The 23,110-nt window shown below is 67.7% G+C and carries 15 protein-coding genes and 4 tRNA genes; 7 read left to right on the top strand and 12 right to left on the bottom strand.

The features are described from left to right. Positions 1-34 precede the first annotated feature (34 nt). The 5 genes from THSYN_RS05685 to THSYN_RS05665 form a co-directional block, all read right to left on the bottom strand. A tRNA-Trp gene (locus THSYN_RS05685) sits at positions 35-110 on the bottom strand. A gap of 80 nt (positions 111-190) precedes the next feature. Beyond that, on the bottom strand, positions 191-1,381 hold the full coding sequence (tuf, locus tag THSYN_RS05680; RefSeq protein ID WP_100918275.1) for an elongation factor Tu: 1,191 nt from the start codon (positions 1,379-1,381) through the stop codon (positions 191-193). A gap of 110 nt (positions 1,382-1,491) precedes the next feature. Beyond that, positions 1,492-1,567, bottom strand: a tRNA-Thr gene (locus THSYN_RS05675). Positions 1,568-1,580: 13 nt separating this feature from the next. Further along, positions 1,581-1,654 (bottom strand) — tRNA-Gly (locus THSYN_RS05670). A gap of 137 nt (positions 1,655-1,791) precedes the next feature. Next, positions 1,792-1,876 (bottom strand) — tRNA-Tyr (locus THSYN_RS05665). Between the two features lie 515 nt (positions 1,877-2,391). Here THSYN_RS05665 and THSYN_RS05660 point away from each other — a divergent pair. The 3 genes from THSYN_RS05660 to THSYN_RS05650 all read left to right on the top strand — a co-directional run bounded on the left by THSYN_RS05660 (position 2,392) and on the right by THSYN_RS05650 (position 6,430). After that, the gene (locus THSYN_RS05660; protein WP_100918274.1) at positions 2,392-3,729 is read left to right on the top strand and encodes a UDP-glucose dehydrogenase family protein; all 1,338 of its coding nucleotides are present in this window, start codon (positions 2,392-2,394) and stop codon (positions 3,727-3,729) included. 336 nt (positions 3,730-4,065) lie between these two features. Continuing rightward, positions 4,066-5,544 (top strand): OmpP1/FadL family transporter, encoded by a 1,479-nt coding sequence (locus THSYN_RS05655; RefSeq protein ID WP_100918273.1) that lies wholly within the window; start codon positions 4,066-4,068, stop codon positions 5,542-5,544. Between the two features lie 349 nt (positions 5,545-5,893). After that, positions 5,894-6,430 carry a hypothetical protein gene (locus tag THSYN_RS05650; RefSeq protein WP_100918272.1) on the top strand — a complete coding sequence of 179 codons (537 nt, stop codon included), beginning with the start codon at positions 5,894-5,896 and terminating at the stop codon, positions 6,428-6,430. A 280-nt stretch (positions 6,431-6,710) separates the two neighbouring features. Here the strand turns inward: THSYN_RS05650 and THSYN_RS05645 are convergent, their stop codons facing one another. Together THSYN_RS05645 and hemC are read right to left on the bottom strand one after the other, a co-directional pair. Then, the gene (locus THSYN_RS05645; protein WP_100918271.1) at positions 6,711-7,499 is read right to left on the bottom strand and encodes a uroporphyrinogen-III synthase; all 789 of its coding nucleotides are present in this window, start codon (positions 7,497-7,499) and stop codon (positions 6,711-6,713) included. Beyond that, complete coding sequence (gene hemC / locus THSYN_RS05640; protein WP_100918270.1) at positions 7,496-8,422, bottom strand: hydroxymethylbilane synthase; 927 nt, start codon at positions 8,420-8,422, stop codon at positions 7,496-7,498. The genes THSYN_RS05645 and hemC overlap by 4 nt, the downstream gene beginning before the upstream one ends. 469 nt (positions 8,423-8,891) lie before the next feature. On the opposite strand from hemC, the gene rlmH reads away from it, so the two are divergent. From rlmH to THSYN_RS05620, 4 genes are all read left to right on the top strand, one after another. After that, positions 8,892-9,362, top strand: coding sequence for a 23S rRNA (pseudouridine(1915)-N(3))-methyltransferase RlmH (rlmH, locus tag THSYN_RS05635; protein ID WP_100918269.1), 471 nt, complete (start codon positions 8,892-8,894; stop codon positions 9,360-9,362). A gap of 188 nt (positions 9,363-9,550) precedes the next feature. Beyond that, complete coding sequence (locus tag THSYN_RS05630) at positions 9,551-10,165, top strand: Maf family protein (protein ID WP_100918268.1); 615 nt, start codon at positions 9,551-9,553, stop codon at positions 10,163-10,165. Beyond that, complete coding sequence (gene rng, locus THSYN_RS05625; protein ID WP_100918267.1) at positions 10,162-11,616, top strand: ribonuclease G; 1,455 nt, start codon at positions 10,162-10,164, stop codon at positions 11,614-11,616. The genes THSYN_RS05630 and rng overlap by 4 nt, the downstream gene beginning before the upstream one ends. A gap of 506 nt (positions 11,617-12,122) precedes the next feature. Then, a complete protein-coding gene (locus THSYN_RS05620) occupies positions 12,123-16,253 on the top strand; it encodes a YhdP family protein (protein WP_157817477.1) in 4,131 nt (1,376 codons plus the stop codon). Between the two features lie 55 nt (positions 16,254-16,308). Here the strand turns inward: THSYN_RS05620 and THSYN_RS33465 are convergent, their stop codons facing one another. From THSYN_RS33465 to THSYN_RS05600, 5 genes are all read right to left on the bottom strand, one after another. Further along, a complete protein-coding gene (locus THSYN_RS33465) occupies positions 16,309-16,479 on the bottom strand; it encodes a hypothetical protein (RefSeq protein ID WP_157817476.1) in 171 nt (56 codons plus the stop codon). 329 nt (positions 16,480-16,808) lie between these two features. Continuing rightward, positions 16,809-20,015, bottom strand: a complete 3,207-nt coding sequence (locus THSYN_RS05615; protein ID WP_100918265.1) for a type I restriction endonuclease subunit R — start codon at positions 20,013-20,015, stop codon at positions 16,809-16,811. Next, positions 20,016-21,173 carry a hypothetical protein gene (locus tag THSYN_RS05610; protein WP_100918264.1) on the bottom strand — a complete coding sequence of 386 codons (1,158 nt, stop codon included), beginning with the start codon at positions 21,171-21,173 and terminating at the stop codon, positions 20,016-20,018. Beyond that, positions 21,170-21,673 carry a DUF4365 domain-containing protein gene (locus tag THSYN_RS05605; RefSeq protein ID WP_100918263.1) on the bottom strand — a complete coding sequence of 168 codons (504 nt, stop codon included), beginning with the start codon at positions 21,671-21,673 and terminating at the stop codon, positions 21,170-21,172. Before THSYN_RS05605 ends, THSYN_RS05610 begins: the two co-directional genes overlap by 4 nt. Further along, a complete protein-coding gene (locus THSYN_RS05600) occupies positions 21,670-22,998 on the bottom strand; it encodes a restriction endonuclease subunit S (RefSeq protein WP_100918262.1) in 1,329 nt (442 codons plus the stop codon). The genes THSYN_RS05605 and THSYN_RS05600 overlap by 4 nt, the downstream gene beginning before the upstream one ends. Positions 22,999-23,110 lie beyond the last annotated feature (112 nt).

Below are 23,110 nucleotides of genomic sequence, written 5' to 3'. Positions count from 1 at the left end.
TCGCCTCGGGGTGGAGTAAGGGGCGATGGTTGAATGGCAGGCCAGGAGGGACTCGAACCCCCAACCTGCGGTTTTGGAGACCGCTGCTCTGCCAATTGAGCTACTGGCCTAAGAAAGAGAGGCCGGGGGCCGGGCGGCGAGGACCGATGATCCTCGCGGCGCGACCTTACAGCCGAATGACGACTAATGACTATTCGAGAATCTTCGCAACCACGCCGGCGCCGACGGTACGGCCACCCTCACGGATGGCAAAACGCAGCCCGTCTTCCATGGCAATCGGGTTGATCAGCTTGATCACCATCTTCACGTTGTCCCCCGGCATCACCATCTCGATGCCCTCCGGCAGGGTGCAGGCACCCGTGACGTCGGTGGTGCGGAAGTAGAACTGCGGACGGTAACCGTTGAAGAACGGGGTGTGACGCCCGCCTTCTTCCTTGGATAAGATGTACACTTCAGCCTCGAAGTGGGTGTGCGGGGTGATGCTCTTGGGCTTGGCCAACACCTGGCCGCGCTCCACGTCCTCCCGCTTGGTGCCGCGCAACAGCACGCCGATGTTGTCCCCGGCCTGCCCCTGATCGAGCAGCTTGCGGAACATCTCCACACCGGTGCAGATGGTCTTGGTGGTGTCATGGATGCCGACGATCTCGACCTCCTCACCCACCTTGACGATCCCGCGCTCCACCCGCCCGGTCACCACGGTGCCGCGCCCGGAGATCGAGAACACGTCCTCGATCGGCATCAGGAAGGGGCCGTCGATGGCGCGCACCGGCTGCGGGATATAGCTGTCGATCGCGTCCATCAGCTTGTCGATGGATTGGGTGCCGTACTCGGAGGCGTCCCCTTCCATGGCGAGCTTGGCCGAGCCGATGATGATCGGGGTGTCGTCGCCGGGGAAGTCGTAGCTCTGGAGCAGTTCGCGCACCTCCAGCTCCACCAGTTCCAGCAACTCGGCGTCGTCGACCATGTCGGCCTTGTTCATGTAGACGACAATATAGGGCACGCCGACCTGACGCGCCAGCAGGATATGCTCGCGGGTCTGCGGCATGGGACCGTCGGCCGCCGACACGACCAGGATGGCACCGTCCATCTGCGCCGCGCCGGTGATCATGTTCTTCACATAGTCGGCGTGTCCGGGGCAGTCGACGTGCGCATAGTGGCGCGCCTTGCTTTCGTATTCGACGTGCGCCGTGGCAATCGTGATGCCGCGTTCGCGCTCTTCCGGGGCGTTGTCGATCTGGTCATAGGCGCGCGCCACACCGCCGAATTTCTTCGCCTGGTGCATGGTGATGGCGGCCGTCAGCGTGGTCTTGCCATGATCGACGTGACCGATCGTGCCCACGTTCAGGTGCGGCTTGGTGCGCGAAAATTTTTCTTTGGACATGAACTGCTCTCCGCCAAGTTCTGATGGGCAAAGGTCCGGGGCCTTAAGTCCGGCAAGCACCGGGCTCGGGCAACGACAAGCCGACCGGCACGACGCCGGCTACGCGAAACTGGAGCCCATGATCGGAGTCGAACCGATGACCTCACCCTTACCAAGGGTGTGCTCTACCAACTGAGCTACATGGGCAAAAACCATATCTTGGAGCGGGTGATGGGGATCGAACCCACACCATCAGCTTGGAAGGCTGAGGTTCTACCATTGAACTACACCCGCGTAGCGCCTTCCGGACTGATCTCTCGGCGCCCTAACGGCCCGGCCAGGCAGGAATTTCCTGACGCGGATCATCCGGACTGCCACCTCACGAAAACGCCGCGCTGCAACCGTCTGCGCGCTTGCGACTCACCTGCTGATGGTGGAGGGGGGAGGATTCGAACCTCCGAAGGCTGAGCCGTCAGATTTACAGTCTGATCCCTTTGACCGCTCGGGAACCCCTCCGAATCGAGCGGCGCAGTATAGGTCACCTGTACCCTCTCGTCAACCCGACCTGATCGACAGGGTGCGATCAGCACTGATGTGTTAACGCATATATCGTAGGGTATGCATCGCGTGCCCGCCAAACTGCGGCGACCGCCGGAGCCGGGTACTACCGCTACCGGACGCTCCCACGGTCCGGGCGTCGTTGTCGTTGTCGTTGTCGTGGTCGTGGTCGTGGTCGTGGTCGTGGTCGTGGTCGTGGTCGTGGTCGTGGTCGGATTGTTCGATTACGACAACGACAACGACAACGACAGCGTACCCGGGATCTCGGTCACTACATCAGTTCTGATCGCACCCTGGTCGACCGGGCGCCCCCGCCGAACTGCTATATTTACCCTCAGGCACCGCGCCGCGAACGATGCTGACGACGGCTCAGCCCCGGGACCCCGGCCAAACCCCGGCAGCCGCCCCCCGGGGCGCCCGCGCGACGCCGGAGTGCCAGATGTTAACCTACTGAACAAACACAGGAGTCTACGATGGACGTCACGATATTCGGCAGCGGCTATGTCGGCCTGGTGACCGGGGTCTGCCTCGCGGAGGTCGGCAACAACGTCCTGTGCATCGACGTCGACCCGGACAAGGTCGCGCTGCTCAACGGCGGCGGGGTACCGATCTTTGAACCCGGCCTCGACGATATGGTCCAAAAAAACCGCACGGCCGGGCGCCTGAACTTCTCCACGGATGCCGCGGCCGGGGTCCGGCACGGGCTCTTTCAGTTCATCGCGGTGGGCACGCCGCCCGACGAGGACGGGTCCGCGGACCTCCAGTATGTGCTGGCGGTGGCCCGGACCATCGGCGAGCACATCGACTCCTACCGCATCATCGTGGACAAGTCGACCGTCCCGGTCGGTACCGCGGACAAGGTGGCGGCGCAGATCGCGCAGACCCTGGCGACACGCGGCGTCGCGGCGCAATACGATGTCGTGTCCAATCCGGAGTTCCTGAAGGAGGGGGCCGCCATTGAGGACTTCATGCGCCCGGACCGGATCATCGTCGGCACCGACAACCCCCGCACCGGCGAGTTGCTGCGGGCGCTCTATGCCCCCTTCAACCGCAGTCATGACCGCGTGATGCTGATGGATATCCGCTCGGCTGAACTGACCAAATACGCCGCCAACGCCATGCTGGCGACCAAGATCAGCTTCATGAACGAGCTGTCCAACATCGCCGAGGCGGTCGGCGCGGACATCGAGAAGGTCCGCATCGGAATCGGCTCAGACCCGCGCATCGGCTACCAGTTCATCTATCCGGGGTGCGGCTACGGGGGCTCCTGTTTTCCTAAGGATGTCCGCGCACTGGAGCACAGCGCCCGCGCCCTGGGCTACCGGGCCGAGCTGCTGGCCGCCGTGGAGGCGGTCAATTTCCGCCAGAAGGAGGTCCTGTTCAGCAAGATCTCGGACTACTTCGGCGGCGACCTCAAGGGCCGGACGGTGGCCCTCTGGGGCCTGGCGTTCAAGCCCAACACGGACGACATGCGCGAGGCCTCCAGCCGCACCCTGATGGAGGCCCTGTGGGCGGTTGGCGCCCGGGTGCGCGCCTTCGACCCGGTTGCCATGGACGAGACGCGCCGACTCTACGGCGACCGGCCGGATCTCACCCTGACCAAGGACGCGCTGCAGGCCCTCGACGGGGCCGACGGGCTCGCGATCCTCACCGAGTGGAGCCAATTCCGCAGCCCCAACTTCACGGACATCAGGGCCCGGCTCAAGCACCCGGTGATCTTCGACGGCCGCAACGTCCTGGACGCCCGCCTGGCCACCGCCGCCGGGCTCACCTACCTGTCCATCGGGCGGGCGCCGGCCCGGCCGACCTGAGGCAGCGCACCGCCGCCCCCCGCGGTGGTGGCGCGGGCCCGCACCACCGCGGCCGGCCGCTGCCGCCCCGCGGCAGCTGGTTGCCCCATGCGGGGCTGCGTGCCTTTCCCACAACAGCCCGCCGCGTGCCGTCGCACGCGGGCGACAAGCGTTCGACAGCCGCGGTTCCTCGCTGGTACGCGCATGGACCGATTTGCTCACGCAGACATGCACAGTGTTATTTTCAGGACCAAGCGGGTCACATTACGAAAGTTTTATGATAATTTTGCTACGTGGACGAAGACCCACACAAGTGCGCCATCCCTGGACCGAATCCACTATAACCACGAGGACAACATGTCACAGTCAAGAACCACCGCCCTGCTCGGCCTCGCCTCCGTCCTAGCCGTCACCACCGCTGAGGCCACCAACGGCTACATGCCCTCCGCCTTCTCCCCCAGTTCCAAGGGCATGGCCGGGTCCGGCCAGGTCGCCATGCCCCAGGACGCCCTGACCGTCATCTGCAACCCGGCGGGGCTGCATCGGGTCGGTGAGCGTCTGGACTTCGGGCTCGCCCTGTTCAGCCCGCACCGCGAGTACCAGGGAATCAGCCCGAACGGGGCCACCGGCGCCTACGCCCCGATCGGCAGCGGCCCCACCGGCACCGGCACGGTCGAGAGCCGCAACGACTACTTCGTGCTCCCGACCTTTGGCTTTATCCACCTACTCAACCCCAAAAGCGCCATCGGCGTGGCCCTGTTCGGCAACGGCGGCATGAGCACCGACTACCGCAGCACTGATACCCTGCAGAACCTCGGGACCTACGGCGGCAACAACGCCATGGCCAACCCGCCGCACTACAGCGACCCGCGCGACCCGCGCTTCGGGCGACAGGTCCCCGGGACCTCCCAGGTCGGCGGCGGCGACACCGGCACCAATCTCACCCAGATCGGCATCGTCTTTGCTTATTCGCACCAGGTTCTGGACTCCCTCACCCTCGGAGCGAGCTTCCTGCTCGCCCGCCAGAGCATCGAGGTGCAGGGCGTCGGGGCCTTCCAGGGCTTCACCCAGACCTTCACCCAGAGCATGATCGCCAGCGGTACGGCCTCCGGCGCCTCGCCGAGCAATCTGACCGACCGCGGCGCCGACTCGTCCTGGGGCTATGGGGTCCAGCTCGGTGCCCTGTGGGACCTCTCCCCCCAGTTGACGCTCGGGGTCTCCCTGCGCTCGCGGGTGTACGTGAACCGCTTCCGCAAGTACTCGGACCTCTTCGCCGAGGGCGGCGACCTCGATGTCCCCCCGGTCGCCTGCGTCGGGCTCGCCTGGAAGCCAACCAAACGTCTCGCCCTGGCCGTGGACGTCCAGCAGATCTGGTACAGCGACGTGGCTGCAATGGGCAACCCCAATCAGCTCGAACGAAAATGCGACCTCAACGCCGCCTTCGGACCTACGCAGGGCTCCAGCTATGACTCGAGCTACTGCTTAGGCGGTGCCAACGGCGCCGGGTTCGGCTGGAAGGACATGACCATCTGGAAGCTCGGCGTCCAGTACGCGCTGACCGACAACCTGACCCTGCGGGCCGGCTACAGCCGCGGCAACCAGATCATCAGTGCCCAGGAGATCGCCTTCAACACCCTGGCCCCCGCCGTCATCCGCGAGCACTGGGCCCTCGGCGGCACCTATCGCTTTCAGAAGCAGTATGAAGTGATCTTCTGGGGCATCTACGCCCCGACCGAGACGGTCAGCGGCCCCGGCGCCTTCACCGGCGGCCAGTCCCCCTCGCTCTCCATGCACCAATACGAAGTCGGGCTCAACTTCGGCTGGCTCATCAACTGATCCGCCCCGGGAGCGCCGGGCACCCGCTCGGCAGTGCGCGTGACAATCCGTCACCGATCAGAACTGATGTGTTAACGCACATGTCGTAGGGTACGCATCGCGTACCCGCCCAGCTGCCACGACCGCCGCAGCCGGGTACGCGATGCGTACCCTACAGCTACCGGACGTTCTCACGGATCGGGCGTCGTTGTCGTTGTCGTTGTCGTAATCGTGGTCGGATTACTCGATTACGACAACGACAACGTACCCGGGATCTCGGTCACCACATCGACTGATCGCACGCCCTTCGGAGCCGCCCTGATGGCCACCGTCCGCCTTGCCGCCCCCTTCCCGCTCGGAATAACCCCACATGCGCTTCGCCGTCAGCCCCGACGAGATCAACCTGGCAAAGGTCCCCCATGAGGTCTTCCTTACCAACCTCATCGGCAATCACATCCTGATGACCGTCGGGCTCGGCGGCATCGCCGGCTCCTTCCCCTGGGTGATGGCCGTCATCCCCCTCATCTCATTCAGCCTGCTCGGCTACATCCTGTGGCGGGCCAAGCGCTCCCAGAGTACCGACCACTGGTACGTGATGTGCCACTGGCAGGTCTGCGCCCGCCGCGCCCACATCTTCATCCTGATGCTGCTCCTGCTGCTCGCAATCATCGCGCTCGGCTGGGGCGCCCACACCTATGGCGGCATGATGAAAGAGGCCGCCATCGCCATCGTCGTCGGCACCGGCATCCTGCCGGTCATGGTCACGGTCCTGATCCTCGTGATCGCCGAATCCGACGCCCTCTATCACGCCAACCAAGCCAAACTGCCGGCCTGGGTGGTCGAGCGCTTCCCCAATCCGCAGGCGCGCGTCATCCCCGACGAGAAGCACGCGCATGGCCACCAATAGACCCGGAGGCGGCCTTGAACACAGTCCCGTGAACTGTTCCCCAGCCCAACGCATCCGACGGACGCTGCACCCCCTGACCCCCGCGATCGAGCACCTGCGTATAGATCCTGGTCGTGGACACCTCGGATTGCGGCCCAGTTCCGCCAGGTAGGCATCGAACGCGGCAAGGGTCTGATCGGTGGTACATCAGGAGCGATTTGCGATGGCGGGCGCATGATGTCTTTGGCCACGCGGTGGGCCAAGGTCATCGCCCTCGGGTTCGTCCGGGTAGGCGAACCCCTTATGACTCGTCGGAATACGCCGCGGCGCCCCCCGCCAACTCACCGAGCGCCGCGACGATCGCCTGATCCTCGGCGCGCTCGGCCACCCGCACCCGGCGGAAGCCCAGACCGCGTGCGGTCGCCGCGGTGCGCTCGCTGATCACCACGAGCGGGGTGGCGAGCAGCAGGTCGTGCCCATCGGCACCCAGCATCTCGACCAGATTGAGCAGGACCTCGTCGCTGGTGGCGATGGCGAGCCCGACCCTCGTCGGCCAGTCGGCGACCAGGGCGCGGGCGTCGACCGCCGGGCGCACCCGCCGGTAGATCTCCGCGAACTGGACCCGGGCCCCGCGGCCGGCGAGCACCTCCCCGAGCAGGGCGCGTCCGCCCTCCCCGCGCACGATCAGGACCCGCCGACCGGCCATCGCCGCCAACTCGGGCATGGCCGTCAGGGCCTCGCTGTCGAAGCGCTCGGGCGGGACCAGGTCGGGCGCGCGCCCGGCCGCGGTCAGGGCGGCGGCGGTCGCGCGCCCGATCGCCGCCAGTCGTGTCACCCGCGGCCAGGCGCCCTCGAACCCGAGTGCCAGGGCCAGCTCGACGGCGTTGCGACTGGTGAAGACCATCAGGTCCCAGTCCTCGCCAAGCAGGATGCGGGCCGGCTCCGGGTCGGCGACCGGGCAGATCTCAATCGTCGGAAAGGGCAGCGGCCGACCGCCCGCCGACTCGATCAGGCGGCACAGCGGCTGCGCCTGCGCCTGGGGTCGGGTGACCAAGACCCCGATCCCCGCCAGCGGCTGGGTGCCGCTCATTGCTCTTGCAGGGCGCTCAGGATCTCGCCCGCGCCCTGGGCCAGCAGGGCGTCCGCCACCGCCGTGCCCAGCGCCTCAGGGTCGTCCTGCGGACCCCGCGCCTCGGCCCGCAGGATGCGCGAGCCGTCCGGGTCGCCCACCAGGCCGCGCAGGTGCAGTTGTCCGTCGGCCAGGGTCGCGTAGCCCGCGATCGGCACCTGACAGCCACCGTGCAGGCGGGCGTTCATGGCCCGCTCGGCGCGCACCCGCAGGGCCGTGGGCTCGTGATGGAGCATGGCGATCAGGTCATGAACGCGCGGGTCGACGGCGCGGCACTCGATGCCGATGGCCCCCTGGCCGATCGCCGGCAGGCTTTGTTCGGCGGTGATGAAGCTCCTGATGCGCGCCTCGAAGCCCAGCCGGATCAGCCCGGCCGCGGCCAGGATGATGGCGTCGTAGTCGCCCGCGTCGAGCTTGGCCAGGCGGGTGTTGACGTTGCCGCGCAGCGGCTCGATGCGCAGGTCCGGGCGACGCTCGGCGAGCTGACACTGGCGGCGCAGGCTCGAGGTGCCCACGCAGGCGCCCTGGGGCAACTGGTCCAGGGTCTCGAAGCGGTTGGAGACGAAGGCGTCGCGCGGGTCTTCGCGCTCCAGGATCACCGGCAGGTGCAGGCCCTCCGGGAACTCCACCGGCACGTCCTTCAGGGAATGCACCGCGAGGTCCGCCTCCCCGGCCAACATCCCCTGCTCCAGTTCCTTCACGAACAGCCCCTTGCCGCCGACCTTGGCGAGCGGCGCGTCGAGGATGCGGTCCCCCTTGGTGGTCATCCCGATGATCTCCACCCGCAACCCCGGGTGGGCGGCCACCAGGACGGCGGTCACATGCTCGGCCTGCCACATGGCGAGCGGTGATTTGCGGGTGGCGATACGCAAGGTCTCGGACATGGTTTCGATACTCAATTCTTAGGGCTAGCCCGCTATCTTACCAGGAAGCCCGAAAAGGCCGCTCCCGGCAAAGATCACAATCCGGGAGCAGGATCGAGACGTGTGCGAGGTGGGCGGGGCAGGGGGCTGGTCTAGGGGTGCAGACCGCGCAGCACCCGCGGGACACCGACACCGCCGGGAGGGAAGACAAGACCAGCGGCGGGCGCACGCCGCATCCTGGCCCGCGGGTCGTCGCGGCGGAGGCCGATTCGCCGGGACCGCGTTCTGCGGCTATGATCCGTGCCAGCTACGGCCATGTCGGCCGCCGCGGGGGGCGGGCCCATGAATCCAGCGCTCGGAGGGTGACGAGATGGCCGATCAACCGATGTTGTTGCCGAGTGCCGACCCGCGGCGCTGTCGGCTGCTGCGCATACCCGCGGACCTGGTCTTGGGGCCGGGCCTGGACTGAGCCCGGCACGGGTCGGCGCCGGTGCGTATCCATCTGCTCTGTGTCGGGCGCCGGATGCCGGCCTGGGTCGAGGCCGGGTATCAGGACTATGCCCGGCGGCTGCCGCCGGAGTGCGCGCTGCACTTGATCGAGGTGGAGCCGTTGCGCCGGGGCAAGACGGGCGGTCCGGACCTGGCGCGGGAGGACGAGGCGCTGCGTCTCTGCAAGCTGATCCCCAAGGGGGCGGGGGTGGTGGCCCTGGACGGACGCGGGCAGGGGTGGAGCACGCAGGACCTGGCCCTGCAGCTTCAGGCCTGGCTGGGCGCCGGGCGGGACCTGGCCCTGCTGGTGGGGGGGCCGGACGGGTTGGCGCCAGCCGCGCTGGCGCGTGCCGATCAGTGTTGGTCACTGTCGCGGCTGACCTTTCCGCACCCGCTGGTGCGGGTGATCCTGGCGGAGCAGATTTATCGGGCCTGGACGCTGCTCAAGGGACATCCTTATCACCGGGCTTAGTAACGAGTCAAGAACAAGTGAAACACAATCGTTGTCGTTGTCGTTGTCGTTGTCGTTGTCGTTGTCGTGATCGTAATCGGAGAAACGATGCAATTCGGCGTGCGAGAGAATCCTGGGCGCTACGATAACCTCGATTACGACAACGACAACGACAACGACGCGACAAGCATTCCCTTAACGAGTTAAAGATGACCGATGCCGAGCCCCAGATCTATCTCGCCTCGCGCTCACCGCGGCGCCGCGAGCTGCTGTCCCAGATCGGGGTGCGCTTCGCGGTCGCGGCGGCGGACTGCGACGAGACCCGCCACCCGGGGGAGCACCCCGAGGACTATGTATTGCGCCTCGCCCTGGAGAAGACCCGGCGGGCGCGGGCGCGGCTCCCGGGTGACGACCCCCGGCCGGTCCTGGGGGCGGATACCGCGGTTGTGGTGGGTGAGCGCATCCTCGGCAAGCCGACGGACCTCGATGACTCGCTCGCGATGCTGGGGCTCTTGTCCGGGCGCTGCCACCGGGTGCTGACCGCCGTGGCCCTGATCGCGGCGGACGGGGAGCGCACCGATCTCAGCGAGAGCCGCGTGACCTTCCGCACCCTCACCCAGGACGAATGCCTGCGCTATTGGGCCACCGGCGAGCCCCGCGACAAGGCCGGCGGTTATGGCATCCAGGGCCTGGGCGCACTCTTCATCGCCGGTCTCACCGGCAGTTATTCCGGGGTCATGGGGCTGCCGCTGTTCGAGACCGCCCGGCTCCTGGGGCAGGCCGGCATCGAGCTGATCCCGCCCACGCGCGAGGTGTCCCGGTGAGTGAAGAGATCCTGATCAATGTCACCCCGCCGGAGACCCGGGTCGCCGTGGTGGAGGGCGGGGTGGTCCACGAGCTCATCATCGAGCGCGCCGAGCGCTGCGGTCTGGTGGGCAATATCTACAAGGGCCGGGTGGTGCGGGTCCTGCCCGGGATGCAGGCCGCCTTCGTGGATATCGGGCTGGAGCGGGCCGCCTTCCTGCACGCCTCCGACATCATCAGCGCCGACGGCGAGCCGCGCGGCGACCACATCCACGAGCTGGTCCGCGAGGGTGACGAGCTGGTGGTGCAGGTGGTGAAGGACCCCCTGGGGACCAAGGGCGCGCGCCTGACCACTAACGTCTCGGTCGCCTCGCGTTATCTCGTGTGTATGCCGGCACTCGCAAGCACCGGGGTGTCCCAGAAGATCGACGAGGAAGACGAGCGCCGCCGCCTGCGCGACATCCTGGAGCGCTATGTGGCGACCCACCCGGGTCACGGCGGCTTCATCGCCCGCACCGCCGCGGAGGGGGTGGGGGAGGAGTCGCTGTTCAAGGACATGGACTTCCTCGCCAAGCTGTGGCGCGGGGTCCGGGAGCGCTGCCTGCAGGCCACCGCGATCGGCCTGATCCACGACGACCTGCCGCTGGCCCTGCGCGCCCTGCGCGACCTGGTGACCCCGGAGGTGGAGCGGGTACGCATCGACTCCCGCGCCATGGTCGACAAGGCCGTCCCCTTCGCCGCCAAGTACATCCCCGACATCAAGGACCGCATCGAGTTCTACCAGGGGGAGCGCCCGCTGTTCGACCTCTACGGGGTAGAGGAGGAGATCAGGAAGGCCCTGCAGCGCAAGGTGAGCCTCAAGTCCGGCGGGCACCTGGTGATCGACCAGACCGAGGCCATGACCACCATTGATGTCAACACCGGGGCCTTCGTCGGACACCGCAACCTGGAAGAGACCATCTTCAAGACCAACCTGGAGGCGGCCCAGGCGATCTGCCGACAACTGCGCCTGCGCAACTTGGGCGGCATCATCATCATCGACTTCATCGACATGACCGAGGAGGAGCACAAGCGGCAGGTCATGCGGGCGCTGGAGAAGGCCCTGGCGCGCGACCACGCCAAGACCCACATTACGGAGGTCTCCTCGCTCGGGCTGGTGGAGATGACCCGCAAGCGCACGCGCGAATCCCTGGAGCACGTCCTGTGCGAGCCCTGTCCCTGCTGCGGCGGGCGCGGGTCGGTGAAGACCGCGCAGACGACCTGTTCGGAGATCTTCCGGGAGATCATGCGCGAGTCGCGCCAGTTCGACGTCGAGACCCTGCTGGTGCTGGCCTCCCAGGCGGTGGTGGACCGGCTGCTGGACGAGGAGTCCGCCCACCTGGCGGAGTTGGAGGAGTCCATCGGGCGGCCGATCCGGCTGCAGGCGGAGTCGCTCTATACCCAGGAGCAGTACGACATCGTGCTCATCTAATCAACGAACCAAGATCAAGTCAACCCAATCGTTGTCGTTGTCGTTGTCGTTGTCGTTGTCGTTGTCGTTGTCGTAATCGTAATCGGAGAAGCGATGCCCTGTTGGGTGCGAGAGAATCCGGGCGCCACGACAACCTCGACAACGACAACGACAACGACATCGGAGAAGCGATGCACTCATTCTCGTTCCCACGCTCCAGCGTGGGAATGCAGTGCGGGCGCTCCGCGTCCGGTCTTGGCCCTGGACGCGGAGCGCCCGCACTTGCTCCCACGCAGGAGCGTGGGAGCCAGAAGGGGTTAACGTTCGGGGCGGGACGGGACATTCGCCCCGTCCCCATCCTTTGATTCGATGCCGAGCCTTGATACGAACCCCTAGGTCTGGAGAAAACGTTGCGGACGGGGCGAATGCCCCGTCCGGCCCTGAGGGATCAACAGGATGAAGACGTCGCGCTGCAAGCCATCCAAAATCATGTAAATCCTGTTAATCCTGTCCATTTCCCCATTGCAATGAAATTACTGACGCGCCGGCTGTTCGCCTGGCTCCTGCGGCTCGGCCTGCTCGGCCTGATCCTGCTCGCCGTCCTCATGACGGTGCTGCGCCTGGCCCTGCCGGTCGCCGACCGGTATCGCGACGAGTTGACCCGGGCCCTGTCCGGGCAGCTCCACTACCCGCTCCAGGTCGCCACCCTGAGGCTGCGTCTCGCCGGTTGGTCGCCGCGCCTGGTGCTGGACAATGTGGTCATTTCCTGCCCGCAGACCGGGGCCGATCTCCTGCGCCTCGACGCCCTGGAACTGGACCTGGACCCTATCGCCTCCCTGGTTGCCTGGCAGCCCCGGCTGCGCTCCCTGACCCTGGTGGGGGCCCACCTGGCAGTGCATCGTGCCCTGGACGGGCGGCTGAGCCTGGTCGGACTCGGCGCGCTGCGCCCGGATGACCCGGACGCCCTGCGGGTGTTCCTGAGCCAGGGCCAGCTCAATCTCACCGGGGGCGACATCCTGATCATCGACGACGCCGCGGGCGGCGCGGTGGTCCGGCTGACCCAGGTGCGCCTGCGCCTGCACAACGACGGGCCCCTGCATCAGTTCGAGCTGTTCGCCCACCCGGTGCCCGCGGCCACGCCGACGCCGACGCCGACGCCGACACCGGCCGCACCCGACGACACCCGACTGCGGGTGCTGGCCGACCTGCGCGGCGATGCGGCCGATACGCGTCAGTGGGGCGGGCAGGTCTATCTGAGTCTCAACGGTGCGGACCTGGCCCCCCTGGTACCCTGGACCCTGCTCGATCCGGACCTGCTGCGCAGCCGCAGCGTCCACCTGGAGAGCTGGAATCAGGTGGAGCAGGGGGTGCTGCGGGAGAGTCTCAACCGGGTCGGGATGCGCGCCGTCACCCTGCGCCTGCCCGGCGGCGGCGCGGCGACGGGGGGCGCGGGCCGGCCAGCCACGGCGCCCGCCGCGGCCCCGGCCACTGCCGCCACGGCCGCGCTCTCCCTGGACCGCCTCGACGGCCTGGTCCGCGTCACCCCGCAGGACGGCGGCTGGCGGCTCCAGGCGGCCGAACTGGGGCTCGCGGTGGATGGGGCCGGGTTTCCGGACCTGGAACTGGATCTGCGCCTGTCCGCGGACCGGCGGCCGCGCGCCCTGGCCTTTGGGTCTGCCGGCTTCGACCTGCAGGCCGTGACCGGCCCGCTGCTGCGCGCCTGGCCGCGGTCACTGGCGGCGCCCGGGCCGCTGGACCCGACTCTGCTCGCCGCCCTGAATCCGCGCGGACGGGTCGAGCGCCTGGCGGCACTGGTGCTGATGCCCCCCGCGGGGGCGCCGACCTGGCAGGTCGCGGCCCAGGTCCGCGGGCTCGCGCTGGAGCGGCACGCGCCGCTCCCGGGCCTCACCGGCCTGGACGCGCAACTGCGGGCGGATCAGGACGGGGGCCTGATGACGCTCGGCAGCGCCGGGCTGCAACTGGATCTGCGCCCGCTGTTCGACCCACCCCTGCGCCTGGAGCGCCTCGGCGGGGAACTCGCCTGGGTGCGCGATCCCACCGGCGCGTGGCGCCTGACGGGCACGCACCTGACCCTCGCCAACCCGGACCTCACCGGGCAGGCGCGCTTCACCCTGGTGCTGCCCGGACCCGCGGACACGGCGTCCGACGGCCCCGTCATCGACCTGCGGGCGAGCATCCAGGACGCCAATGTCGCCGCCACCCGGCGCTATCTCCCGGTCGGGGTGCTGCACCCGCAACTGATTGACTGGCTTACCCGGGCACTGGTCTCCGGCACCGTGACCCGGGGCGACCTGGTGCTGCGCGGCCCCTTGAAACACTATCCCTTTCGCGCCCAGGAAGGAATCTTCGAGCTGCTGCTCAACTACCGGACCATGGTGCTCGACTACCTGCCCGATTGGCCGCCGATCACGGCGGCCACTGGGCACCTGCGGTTCCTCGATGAGGGGCTCGAGATCCAACTGGACCGCGGGCGCATCTACGAGACCACGCTGAGCCAGGGCCGGGCCGGCATCCCCGACCTCTGGCACCCGCGGCGGCTCGCGATCCACGCCCAGGGGAGCGGCCCCTTTGCCGACGGTTTGAAGGTCCTCACGGACACGCCGCTGGCGCAGCACCTGGGACCCCTGGGGCGGTCACTGGAGGTCACGGGTCACTCGCAACTGGCCCTGGACCTGGAGGTACCCCTGGAGCCGGGCGGGACCCTGGGCCTGGACGGGCGCCTGTCCTGGCCCGCGCCCGCCGGCCTCACCCTGCGGGGCACGCCGGTGCAATTGACCGGGCTCGCGGGGGACCTGCGGTTTACGCTCGACTCAGTGAGCGCGCCGGCCATCCGCGCCAAGCTCTGGGGCCGGCCGCTCACACTCGCCATCAGTACCAGCAACCCCGGCGACCCGGAGTCCGCCGCGACCCGCATCCAGGCCCGCGCCCGGATGCCGGCCGCGCTGCTGGCCGCCCGCTTCCCCTCGCCCTTCTGGCGGCTGGCGAGCGGGGACCTGGACTGGGACCTGGGGATCGAGGTGCGCAACACCGATGTCAAGACCGCCGCGCTGCCGCTCGGCTTCACCCTGCGCTCGGACCTGCGCGGCCTGACCCTGGACCTGCCGGCCCCACTGGGCAAGACCGCGGCGCCGCCGCGCCCCCTGGAACTGACCGGCGCCCTGGTCCCGGGCCGCCGCCTGTCCATCACCGGCCGCATGGAGCCCCTGGCCTGGGACCTGAACCTGGATCTGGCCGGGCCGCGCCCGCGCCTGGAGGGCGCCCGGGTGACCCTGGGGGAGGCGCGGGCGACGCCACCGACGGCGCCCGGGCTGGTCATCGACGGCGCCCTGCCGGCGTTCGACCTGCCGGCCTGGTCGGACTGGTGGGAGCGCGTCGCGGTCCGGCTGGGGGCCGGCGCTGGGCCGCCGGGCGCCCCCGGCGACACCCTGGGTCCGGTGTCCACGGACCTGCGGATCGGCCGCCTGGACCTGGGCGGGGCCACGCTTACCGAGGCCCGGGTGCAGGCCGCCCCCACCGACAGCGGCGGCTGGGACCTGCGCGTTGCGTCGCGCGAGCTCGCGGGACAGGTCCGGCTGCCCGGCCGCGGCGCCCCCGCCTCGCCCCTGGACCTCAACCTGGAGCGTCTGGACCTGAAGGCCCTGGTACCCGTCGCCGACGACCCGGACGCCGCCCCCGCCCCCGCCCCCGCGCGCGCCGCCCCCGCCCGCCGCCCGCCGTCGCTCGATCTGCGGGTCGCGGACCTGCGCTGGGGCGCGGCCGGGCTCGGCCGCCTGGGCCTGGAGGTCCGCTCCGACACCGCCGGGGTCCGGGTCCCCCGCATCAACCTCGAAGGCCCCGGCGACACCAGGCTCACGGGGGACGCCGACTGGCTGGCCGCGCCCGGCGGCGGGCGCGGGCGGCTCGCCCTCGATCTCAAGTCCGCGGATACCGGCCCCCTGCTGCGCGCCCTGGACTATGCCCCGCTGTTGAGCCGCGCCCCGGTGGACGCGCGCCTGCGGCTCACCTGGCCGGGCGGTTTCGCCGCCTTTGCCCTGAGGCGCGCGACCGGCCGGATCGAGTTGAACGTGGGACCCGGGCGGCTGCTCGACGTGGACCCCGGCATGGGCCGGGTGCTCGGGTTCCTCAACCTGGGTGAACTGCGGCGCCGCTTGTCCCTGGACTTCACCGACCTCTATGAGCAGGGGTTCGGCTTCGAGCGCATCACCGGCCGCATCGCGGTCGGCAGCGGCCAGGCCCGCCTGCAGACCTTTGAGATCGCGGGACCTTCAAGCGACATCCGCGTCAGCGGCTTCGCGGACCTGCGCACCCGCACCTATGACCAGACGGTCACCGTCGTCCCCAGCATCGGCACCAGTGTCGCCCTGGCAAGCGGTGTCGCCGGCGGCCCAGTGGTGGGGGCGGCGGTCTACCTGGTGGACCGGCTCAGCGGCGGCGCCCTCGACCGCCTGGCCAGCTATCAGTACCGCATGACCGGCCCCTGGACCAAGCCGGAACTGACCCGGCTCGGCTGGGAGCCCTTCGCGGGGGGCGCGCGGTCGGGGGCGGGCCAGGGCCGCGGCACCGGCGGCACACCGCCGGGCGGCCAGGCCGCGCCGGCCCCGCGCCGCCCGGGGGGCGACAACCTGTTCCTCGATTGAGCCGCCGGGGCCGCCGGGCACCGGCGCCTGAAGGGCGCCCGTCCAGAAGTCAGGATCAGGCACCGCGATAGAGCTGGGACCCGTTGTCCGCAATGGCGCGGGCGATCATATCGGCAACCTTCAGGTCGCGCTCGATGCGGTAGCGGGTAGCCGACCGGGACGGCCGCCGGGCGCGGACCTTGGAGATGGTACGCTGGTTCCGGCAGTGGATTGGGTAGCTGTACATTACTGATACTCCTGACGCTGTGTTGGCGTGACCAGGCCGCGGACGATTGCGACCTTGGGCACAGCGTAAGGCCGGGCGGTTAGGCACAAGCTGAGCGGGATCGTCAGCGAACGGTCAGATGGGGATCTGCCGCTCCAGGCCGGGTTGGCCAAGTGCGTGACGGCCTCGTCCGCGGAGGGCTGCCAGCTGCATCCGGCACGCGCGTGACATCCGTCGCGGCCGGGGGCCGCTCCTACGGCGTAGGAGCGGCCCCCGGCCGCGACGGGTTGCCGCCAGGATGCGTGGCCGCGGTTATGATCAAGACCCGAGCGGCTAACTCAACGCTCGCCTCAGGCCGCCCACTGCGCCGACAGGGCCTCGGCCTGGGCCAGGACGGTCTGCACGGCGGCACTCTCCAGGTCCGGCGGGTAGCCATACTTGCGCAAGATGCGCTTGACCAGGATGCGCATCCGGGCGCGGGCGTTTTCACGGTGGGACCAGTCCACGGTGACACTGCCCCGCAGGCTGGTCAGCAGTTCGTGGGCGATGACCTTGAGCCGATCGTTGCCCATGACCTCGATGGCGCTCTGGTTCTCGGCCAGGGCGTCATAGAAGGCGATCTCATCCGCCGACAGGCCCGCGGCCTCGCCCCGTTGGCGCGCCTCGCGGAGGTCGCGCGCCAGGTTGATCAACTCCTGGAGGATCTCCACCGTGCTGACGGCGTTGGTGTGGTAGCGGGCGATGGCCGCCTCCAGGCGCTCGGAGAAGCGCCGGGTCTCGACCAGGTTGGAGCGGGAACGCGCGCGGATCTCATCGTTCAGGAGCTTGCGCAGCGCCGCCAGGGCCAGATTCTTCTTCTCCAGTTGCCCCACCTCGGCGAGGAATTCCTCCGAGAGGATGGAGATGTCCGGCGTGGTCAGCCCGGCGGCGGCCAGGATGTCGACGATTTCGGTGGAGACCACCGCCCGGTCGAGGATCTGGGCGATGGCGAAATCCCGATCCGCCCCGCCCCCCTGGCCCGATCCGCCGGCCGACTTCGTCAAGGCGGCGCGGATAGTCTGAAAGAACGCAACCTCGTCGCGGATGGCGCGTGCCTCATCGCTCGCCGCGGCCAGCGCGAAGGCTTTCGACAGTGCCAACACGGCGTCCTGATAGCGGCGGTGGGCGCGTTTCTTGGCCTCCGCGGTCTGTTCCCGCTCGGCCGCCTGGTGCTGCCCCGCCAGAATCCACTCGATAGCCTCGGCCATCACCACCAAGCGCTGGTGCGGCGTCCCCGCCAGACCCCGGCGATAGTCGAAACTGTTGTACATGGCCGCCACCACGTCGTACTTCTCCAGCAGTACGGCGACCGCCTCGGCCTCGTCGATACCGGTCTGGCCCTGATCCGTGGCGGAATACTGGCCCAGGGCCTCTTTGAGATTCTGGGCGATGCCGATGTAGTCCACGATCAGGCCCGCGGGCTTGTCGCGAAAGACCCGGTTGACCCGCGCGATGGCCTGCATCAGCCCGGAGCCGCGCATGGGCTTGTCCGTATACAGGGTGTGCAGGCAGGGCGCGTCGAAACCGGTCAGCCACATATCGCGCACGATCACGAGTTGCAGCGGGTCATTCGGGTCCTTGATGCGCTTGGCGAGCAGGTCACGGCGGGCCTTGTTGCCGATGTGCGGCTGCCAGTCGAGCGGATCGGCGGCCGATCCGGTCATGACCACCTTCAGTAGCCCGGCCTGGTCGTCGTCGGCGTGCCAGTCCGGCCGCAACGCGACCAGGGCGCGGTAGAGTGCGACACAGATCCGCCGGCTCATGCAGACGATCATCGCCTTGCCGTCCAGGGCGGCCACCCGGTCCTCGAAGTGCCGCACCAGGTCGGCGGCCACCAGCGCGAGCCGCCGCTCGGACCCGACCAGGGCCTCCACCGTGGACCATTTGCGCTTCAGGCGCTCCTGCTCGGTTTCCGCGTCGTCCTCGGTGAGGTCCGCGATCTCGGCGTCGATGCGCGGCTTCTCGGCCTCCGGCAGTTCGATGCGGGCCAGGCGGCTCTCGTAATAGATCGGCACCGTGGCGCCGTCCGCGACCGCGCGGCTGATGTCGTAGATATCGATATAGTCGCCGAACACCGCCGGGGTGTTGACATCGTCCCGTTCGATCGGCGTCCCGGTGAAGCCGATGAAGGAGGCGTTGGGCAGGGCATCGCGCAGGTACTTGGCGAAGCCGTAGCCGATCTCACCGCTCCGGCGGTCCAGACGGGCCTTGAAACCGTATTGGCTGCGGTGCGCCTCGTCGGCGATCACGACGATATTGCGCCGGTCGCTCAACAGCGGATAGGCCGTCTCCCCCGGGGCCGGCGCGAACTTCTGAATGGTCGTGAAGATCACGCCGCCCGAGGCGCGGTTCAGCGCCGCGCGCAGGTCCTCGCGGCTGTTCACCTGAATCGGCGTCTGGCGGATCAGCTCGGCGCACTGCGCGAAGGTGCCGAACAACTGGTCATCCAGGTCATTGCGGTCGGTGATGACCACAATGGTCGGGTTCTCCAATTCCACGCGGCGCACCAGTTGCCCGGCATAGAAGACCATCAGCAGGCTCTTGCCCGAGCCCTGGGTGTGCCAGATCACCCCCACCCGCCGATCCCCGCGCCGGTAGTCTCTCACCCCGCGCAGCCCATAGGTTTCGGGGTCTTCGCCGATGCCCGGCTCGGCCGGGGCAATGGCCCGCACCGTGGATGCCACGGCGAGTTGCACGGCATGGAACTGGTGATAACCGGCGATGATCTTGACCAGGCCGCCGCCGGTGTCGGCGAAGACGATGAATGACTGGAGCAGGTCCAGGAAGCGGCGGCGTTCGCAGACCCCCTCGATCAGGACCGGGAGTTCCGGCGCCGTCTTCGGCGCGATGCCGCGCCCATCGGTGGTCCGCCAGGGCATGAAGCGTTCCGCGTTCGCCGTCAGCGAGCCGAGACGCGCGCTCAGCCCGTCGGAAGTGACCAGGACCGCGTTGGTGCGAAACAGTGAGGGAATCTGCGCCTTGTAGGTCTGGAGTTGATTGAATGCGCCGTGCAGTGTCGCCTGCCCGTCCCCGGCGTTTTTCAATTCGATCACTGCCAGCGGCAGGCCGTTGACGAACAGCACCACATCGGCGCGCCGCTTGATCCCGTTCTCGATCACGGTGAACTGGGCGACCGCCAGCCAGTCGTTGGCGTCCGGGTCGGCGAAGTCCACCAGTCGCACCCGGTCGCCCCGGATGGTCCCATCCTCGGCGTAGAACTCCACCCCGACCCCCTCGACCATGAGCCTATGCAGGCGCCGGTTTTCCTCGATCAGCGAGGGCGACTTGGTCGCCACCACCTGCATCAAGGCATCGTGGCGGGCCTGCGCGGGGATCTGCGGGTTGAGCCGGTCGATCGCGGTCCTCAGGCGCCCCAGCAGCAGTACCTCAGAGTACGCCTCGCGCTCGGGGGCGCTGCCGTCCGGGCCGATCCGGGCGTCGGTGGTGCGGGTATAGCCCAGGCCGTGCAACTGGTCCAGCAGGGCAGCCTCCAGATCGGCTTCCGAGAGATAGCTCATTCAGGTCACCTCGCCGACAGCGTCGTCCTCGTTCTCGTCCTCCGTGCCCACATTCAGCAACTCCGCACCGCTCAGTTGCCAACGTTGGCCCACCCGCTCCAGATCGCCGCGCACGACGACCGGCAGCTTGCGGTCATGAGCCTGCACGGCCAGACTGTAACTTGCCTGATCCAGCATCGCCTTGACGGACTGGATTCGCTTGTCGACCAGCGCCTTGAGTGTCACCTGTCCCGCCAACTGCGCCTGGTCACGCTGGAGCTTATACACCGTTCCGAACAGTTCCACATCCTGACGCGAGCGGTGCGCGCGAAAGGTGCGCGCCGCCTCTTTCAGGATCTCGGCGTCACTGGTTGAAAAGCTCACCTTGCGGTGCACCTGCGGCCCCGGGCGAGTCCGCGCCCAGGTCACGCCGACTTCCAGGCCGGCCGAGTATTCGACCAACTTGGCGACCGCCTCGCATAGATTGGCACTGACCCCGCGGTCGACCCCCCGCTCGAACTCGACCATACCGTTGCCGGCGCTCGCCAATTCCGCCGCGGATCGGCACGCCTCCAAGCCATCCATCAACCGGCGTGTGACCTTACGGTCATAGGGCTCGTCCTCGAAATCCGTCCAGGCCGCATCGAGCGGGGCCTGCAACAGGGGCGGCACCGGCGCCAGGAGGGTCACGACAAAACTGCCCTGCTCGGTCTGACCCAGCCGCACGCGGTTCATGTAGTCGCTGGCCTCCCTGTTGGCCCCCGCCCGGTAGAGCGACTGCGGATTGCTCGCCGCACAGGCGGCGGCCAAGAGCAGCTCACGGGCGTAGCTGACGAGCCCCACACCCGCGTCGATACTCAGGCTTCCGTGGTCGTCCGCACCGCGGGCACGAACGCGCACGAGGTCGCGATCGGCGCCGATCAGATCGCGATACAGGGCGAACTGGTCCCGGCCGCATGATGCGGCCAGGAGCGTGATCAGTTCCAACACCACGCTGGCATAGTCTGCCACCAGGTCGGTGCGGGGAATCAAGAGTTCAGGACGCTCCGCCGCGGTGTAGACATCCGCGAACTTTCCATAGGTCCCGGTGCGTATCCAACCCTCGCCGCGGGCGTAGGCGGCCAATGCCGCCGGGGTAATGGCCCGCAGGGCCGCAGCGTCGACGATCTTTATGTTCATCGAATGAAACCTGTTCTGGATTGATCCATCAGTTTGCGCAGTGACGCGATATCGAGTCGATTGACCTCGGGGAGCAGCACGGTGACCGATGTCTGGTTCGTGGTTTCCGGTGCATCCGCCAGCGAGACCCAATAGGCACAGCGCCGCATGACGAGTTGCGCCGCGGAAACACTGAGCCAATCGGTCTCCTGCTCGGGCAGGGCCAGCACCACCAGGAGTCGCGGTGCCTGGCTGGGACCGCGCAGCCAATCGTAATTGCGGCGCTTGAGGGGGTAGCGGTAGCACCCGTCGCGGCACTCGCCGAGATTCACCGTCGCCTTGAGTTGGATGCCGAGCGCCGGCCGCATGTGGCCGCCGGCCTTGATCTCGCAGTCGATCCCGTCGCGGTCGAAGTCGCGGGTTGCGACCAGATAGCCGGCACCGGCTGCGACTGCCTGGACATAGGCACGCGACAGCGCCTCTTCACGGTCGGTCGCTGCTAGCAGATGATCTTGAGTCATAGGTGGGCCTCCATGGTCTTCTCTGCATCCTCTACGCGAATCTCGCCGGACATCAGTTTGGGGAGGAGGAGGTCGCGGGTTTGGGCGAGGGTGCGGGATTCCGCTCTATTCGATCGCAAGCGAGACAGCGCTGGAGCCAGTACCGACTCCAGTGCGGCAAGTGCCGAGTTCGATCCGCAGAGTACACGCCGCTTCAGCAAGGCCGGAGGCGATATACGCTGATGGCTCTTGGAGGTGCCGGTAACCATCCCCTCAAGCATCCGTTTGAAGCCTGCATCTCGGAACAAGCAATACAGGGTCGCCCGTCCAGATGGGGCCTTCGGTAGGAAGACCAGAAACTCAGTCGATGCAATTTGCGGCGTGTCCGTCAAGTCGTCCGGCAGCCAAACCCGAGGGATTTCCGGATTTAGTTTTGAAAGCAGGACAGCGCCTTTGGGGACGGGGGTCTTGTTGCTCTTGATGGTCTGCCCAAGGTCCATGGCTGGATTCTGCCCCTTGTCGAAGGCAGGCAAACTGTAGTGCTCGAAGAGGTTATCGGGGCGATCAGAAGGACATACCGTTCCCTTACAGTGTTCGGCGATATGTTCTAAGAGAAACGCTTGCCACCCTTCCGGCTTTCCCTCGACATCCAGTCGCTCGGGAAACAGGGACCACAGATCCGGAGCGAGGTACGGCTCCATGCCCTCCTGCTTGGCGCGGGTCGGGCCGAAATCGACGAACCAGTCCTTGAACAGCGCCCGCGCCATCGCCTCCAGCGTTTCGTTCATGCGGCGGTTCAGGTCGATCTTGTCATCGAGGGCGCTGAGCACCCGAGCAATTTCGCGTTGTTCACGGAGCGGCGGAAGCAAGACTGAGAAAGAGCGAATGATCCCCTCGTTCAGGTTCGGCATCGTCGCCCCGATCGCATGGAACTTAAACCACTCGATTGCAGCCGGATCAGCGAGAAGATGTGAGAGGAACTCGGTATTTATCTTGTCGTTTCTTGATTCAACCCGAAGTCGGATAGCACCTGTTCCGCAAATGAAACCGGATTCTGCTTCGCGTATGACGCCGATATGCCCGGTAGCCTGCACACCCCTGCGGGCAAACAGAATATCACCGCTTTGGAGTCGATGCCTAGCAAGCGAAGTCGCCTTTTCTTCAGCGATTCTTGGCAGCACCGAGTGGTCGATACGTCGCGCCCGAATCGCCTCGGTCGGCACCACTGCTACGCCATCAGGCAAGTAATCATGGGCGTGCAACTGCGAGCCAAAAGGACCTGTTTGTAGCTCGCAAATCCCAACCGCGCATAAGTCGCCGAGGGTCGTCCTGTACCACTCATCCATTGACCGCAATCCCCGCTGGGCTTTTCAGAGTCGCCGCCGTTTCTCGTTCCCCCGCTCCGCGTGGAAATGAAGTCTTGGCCGCGGCAGCTTCCCGCATGCCGACGCGACGCAG

Origin of the sequence: Candidatus Thiodictyon syntrophicum, from assembly GCF_002813775.1 — a bacterium.
GTDB lineage: Bacteria > Pseudomonadota > Gammaproteobacteria > Chromatiales > Chromatiaceae > Thiodictyon > Thiodictyon syntrophicum.
The sequence above is the reverse complement of the archived record's forward strand: the minus strand, read 5'-3'. Positions and strand labels throughout refer to the sequence as shown.

Coding starts and splice junctions, on each gene's coding strand:
- tuf (WP_100918275.1), bottom strand. CDS start 1,381: ATGTCCAAAGAAAAATTTTCGCGCACCAAGCCGCACCTGAACGTGGGC.
- THSYN_RS05660 (WP_100918274.1), top strand. CDS start 2,392: ATGGACGTCACGATATTCGGCAGCGGCTATGTCGGCCTGGTGACCGGG.
- THSYN_RS05655 (WP_100918273.1), top strand. CDS start 4,066: ATGTCACAGTCAAGAACCACCGCCCTGCTCGGCCTCGCCTCCGTCCTA.
- THSYN_RS05650 (WP_100918272.1), top strand. CDS start 5,894: ATGCGCTTCGCCGTCAGCCCCGACGAGATCAACCTGGCAAAGGTCCCC.
- THSYN_RS05645 (WP_100918271.1), bottom strand. CDS start 7,499: ATGAGCGGCACCCAGCCGCTGGCGGGGATCGGGGTCTTGGTCACCCGA.
- hemC (WP_100918270.1), bottom strand. CDS start 8,422: ATGTCCGAGACCTTGCGTATCGCCACCCGCAAATCACCGCTCGCCATG.
- THSYN_RS05630 (WP_100918268.1), top strand. CDS start 9,551: ATGACCGATGCCGAGCCCCAGATCTATCTCGCCTCGCGCTCACCGCGG.
- THSYN_RS05620 (WP_157817477.1), top strand. CDS start 12,123: ATGAAATTACTGACGCGCCGGCTGTTCGCCTGGCTCCTGCGGCTCGGC.
- THSYN_RS33465 (WP_157817476.1), bottom strand. CDS start 16,479: ATGTACAGCTACCCAATCCACTGCCGGAACCAGCGTACCATCTCCAAG.
- THSYN_RS05615 (WP_100918265.1), bottom strand. CDS start 20,015: ATGAGCTATCTCTCGGAAGCCGATCTGGAGGCTGCCCTGCTGGACCAG.
- THSYN_RS05610 (WP_100918264.1), bottom strand. CDS start 21,173: ATGAACATAAAGATCGTCGACGCTGCGGCCCTGCGGGCCATTACCCCG.
- THSYN_RS05605 (WP_100918263.1), bottom strand. CDS start 21,673: ATGACTCAAGATCATCTGCTAGCAGCGACCGACCGTGAAGAGGCGCTG.
- THSYN_RS05600 (WP_100918262.1), bottom strand. CDS start 22,998: ATGGATGAGTGGTACAGGACGACCCTCGGCGACTTATGCGCGGTTGGG.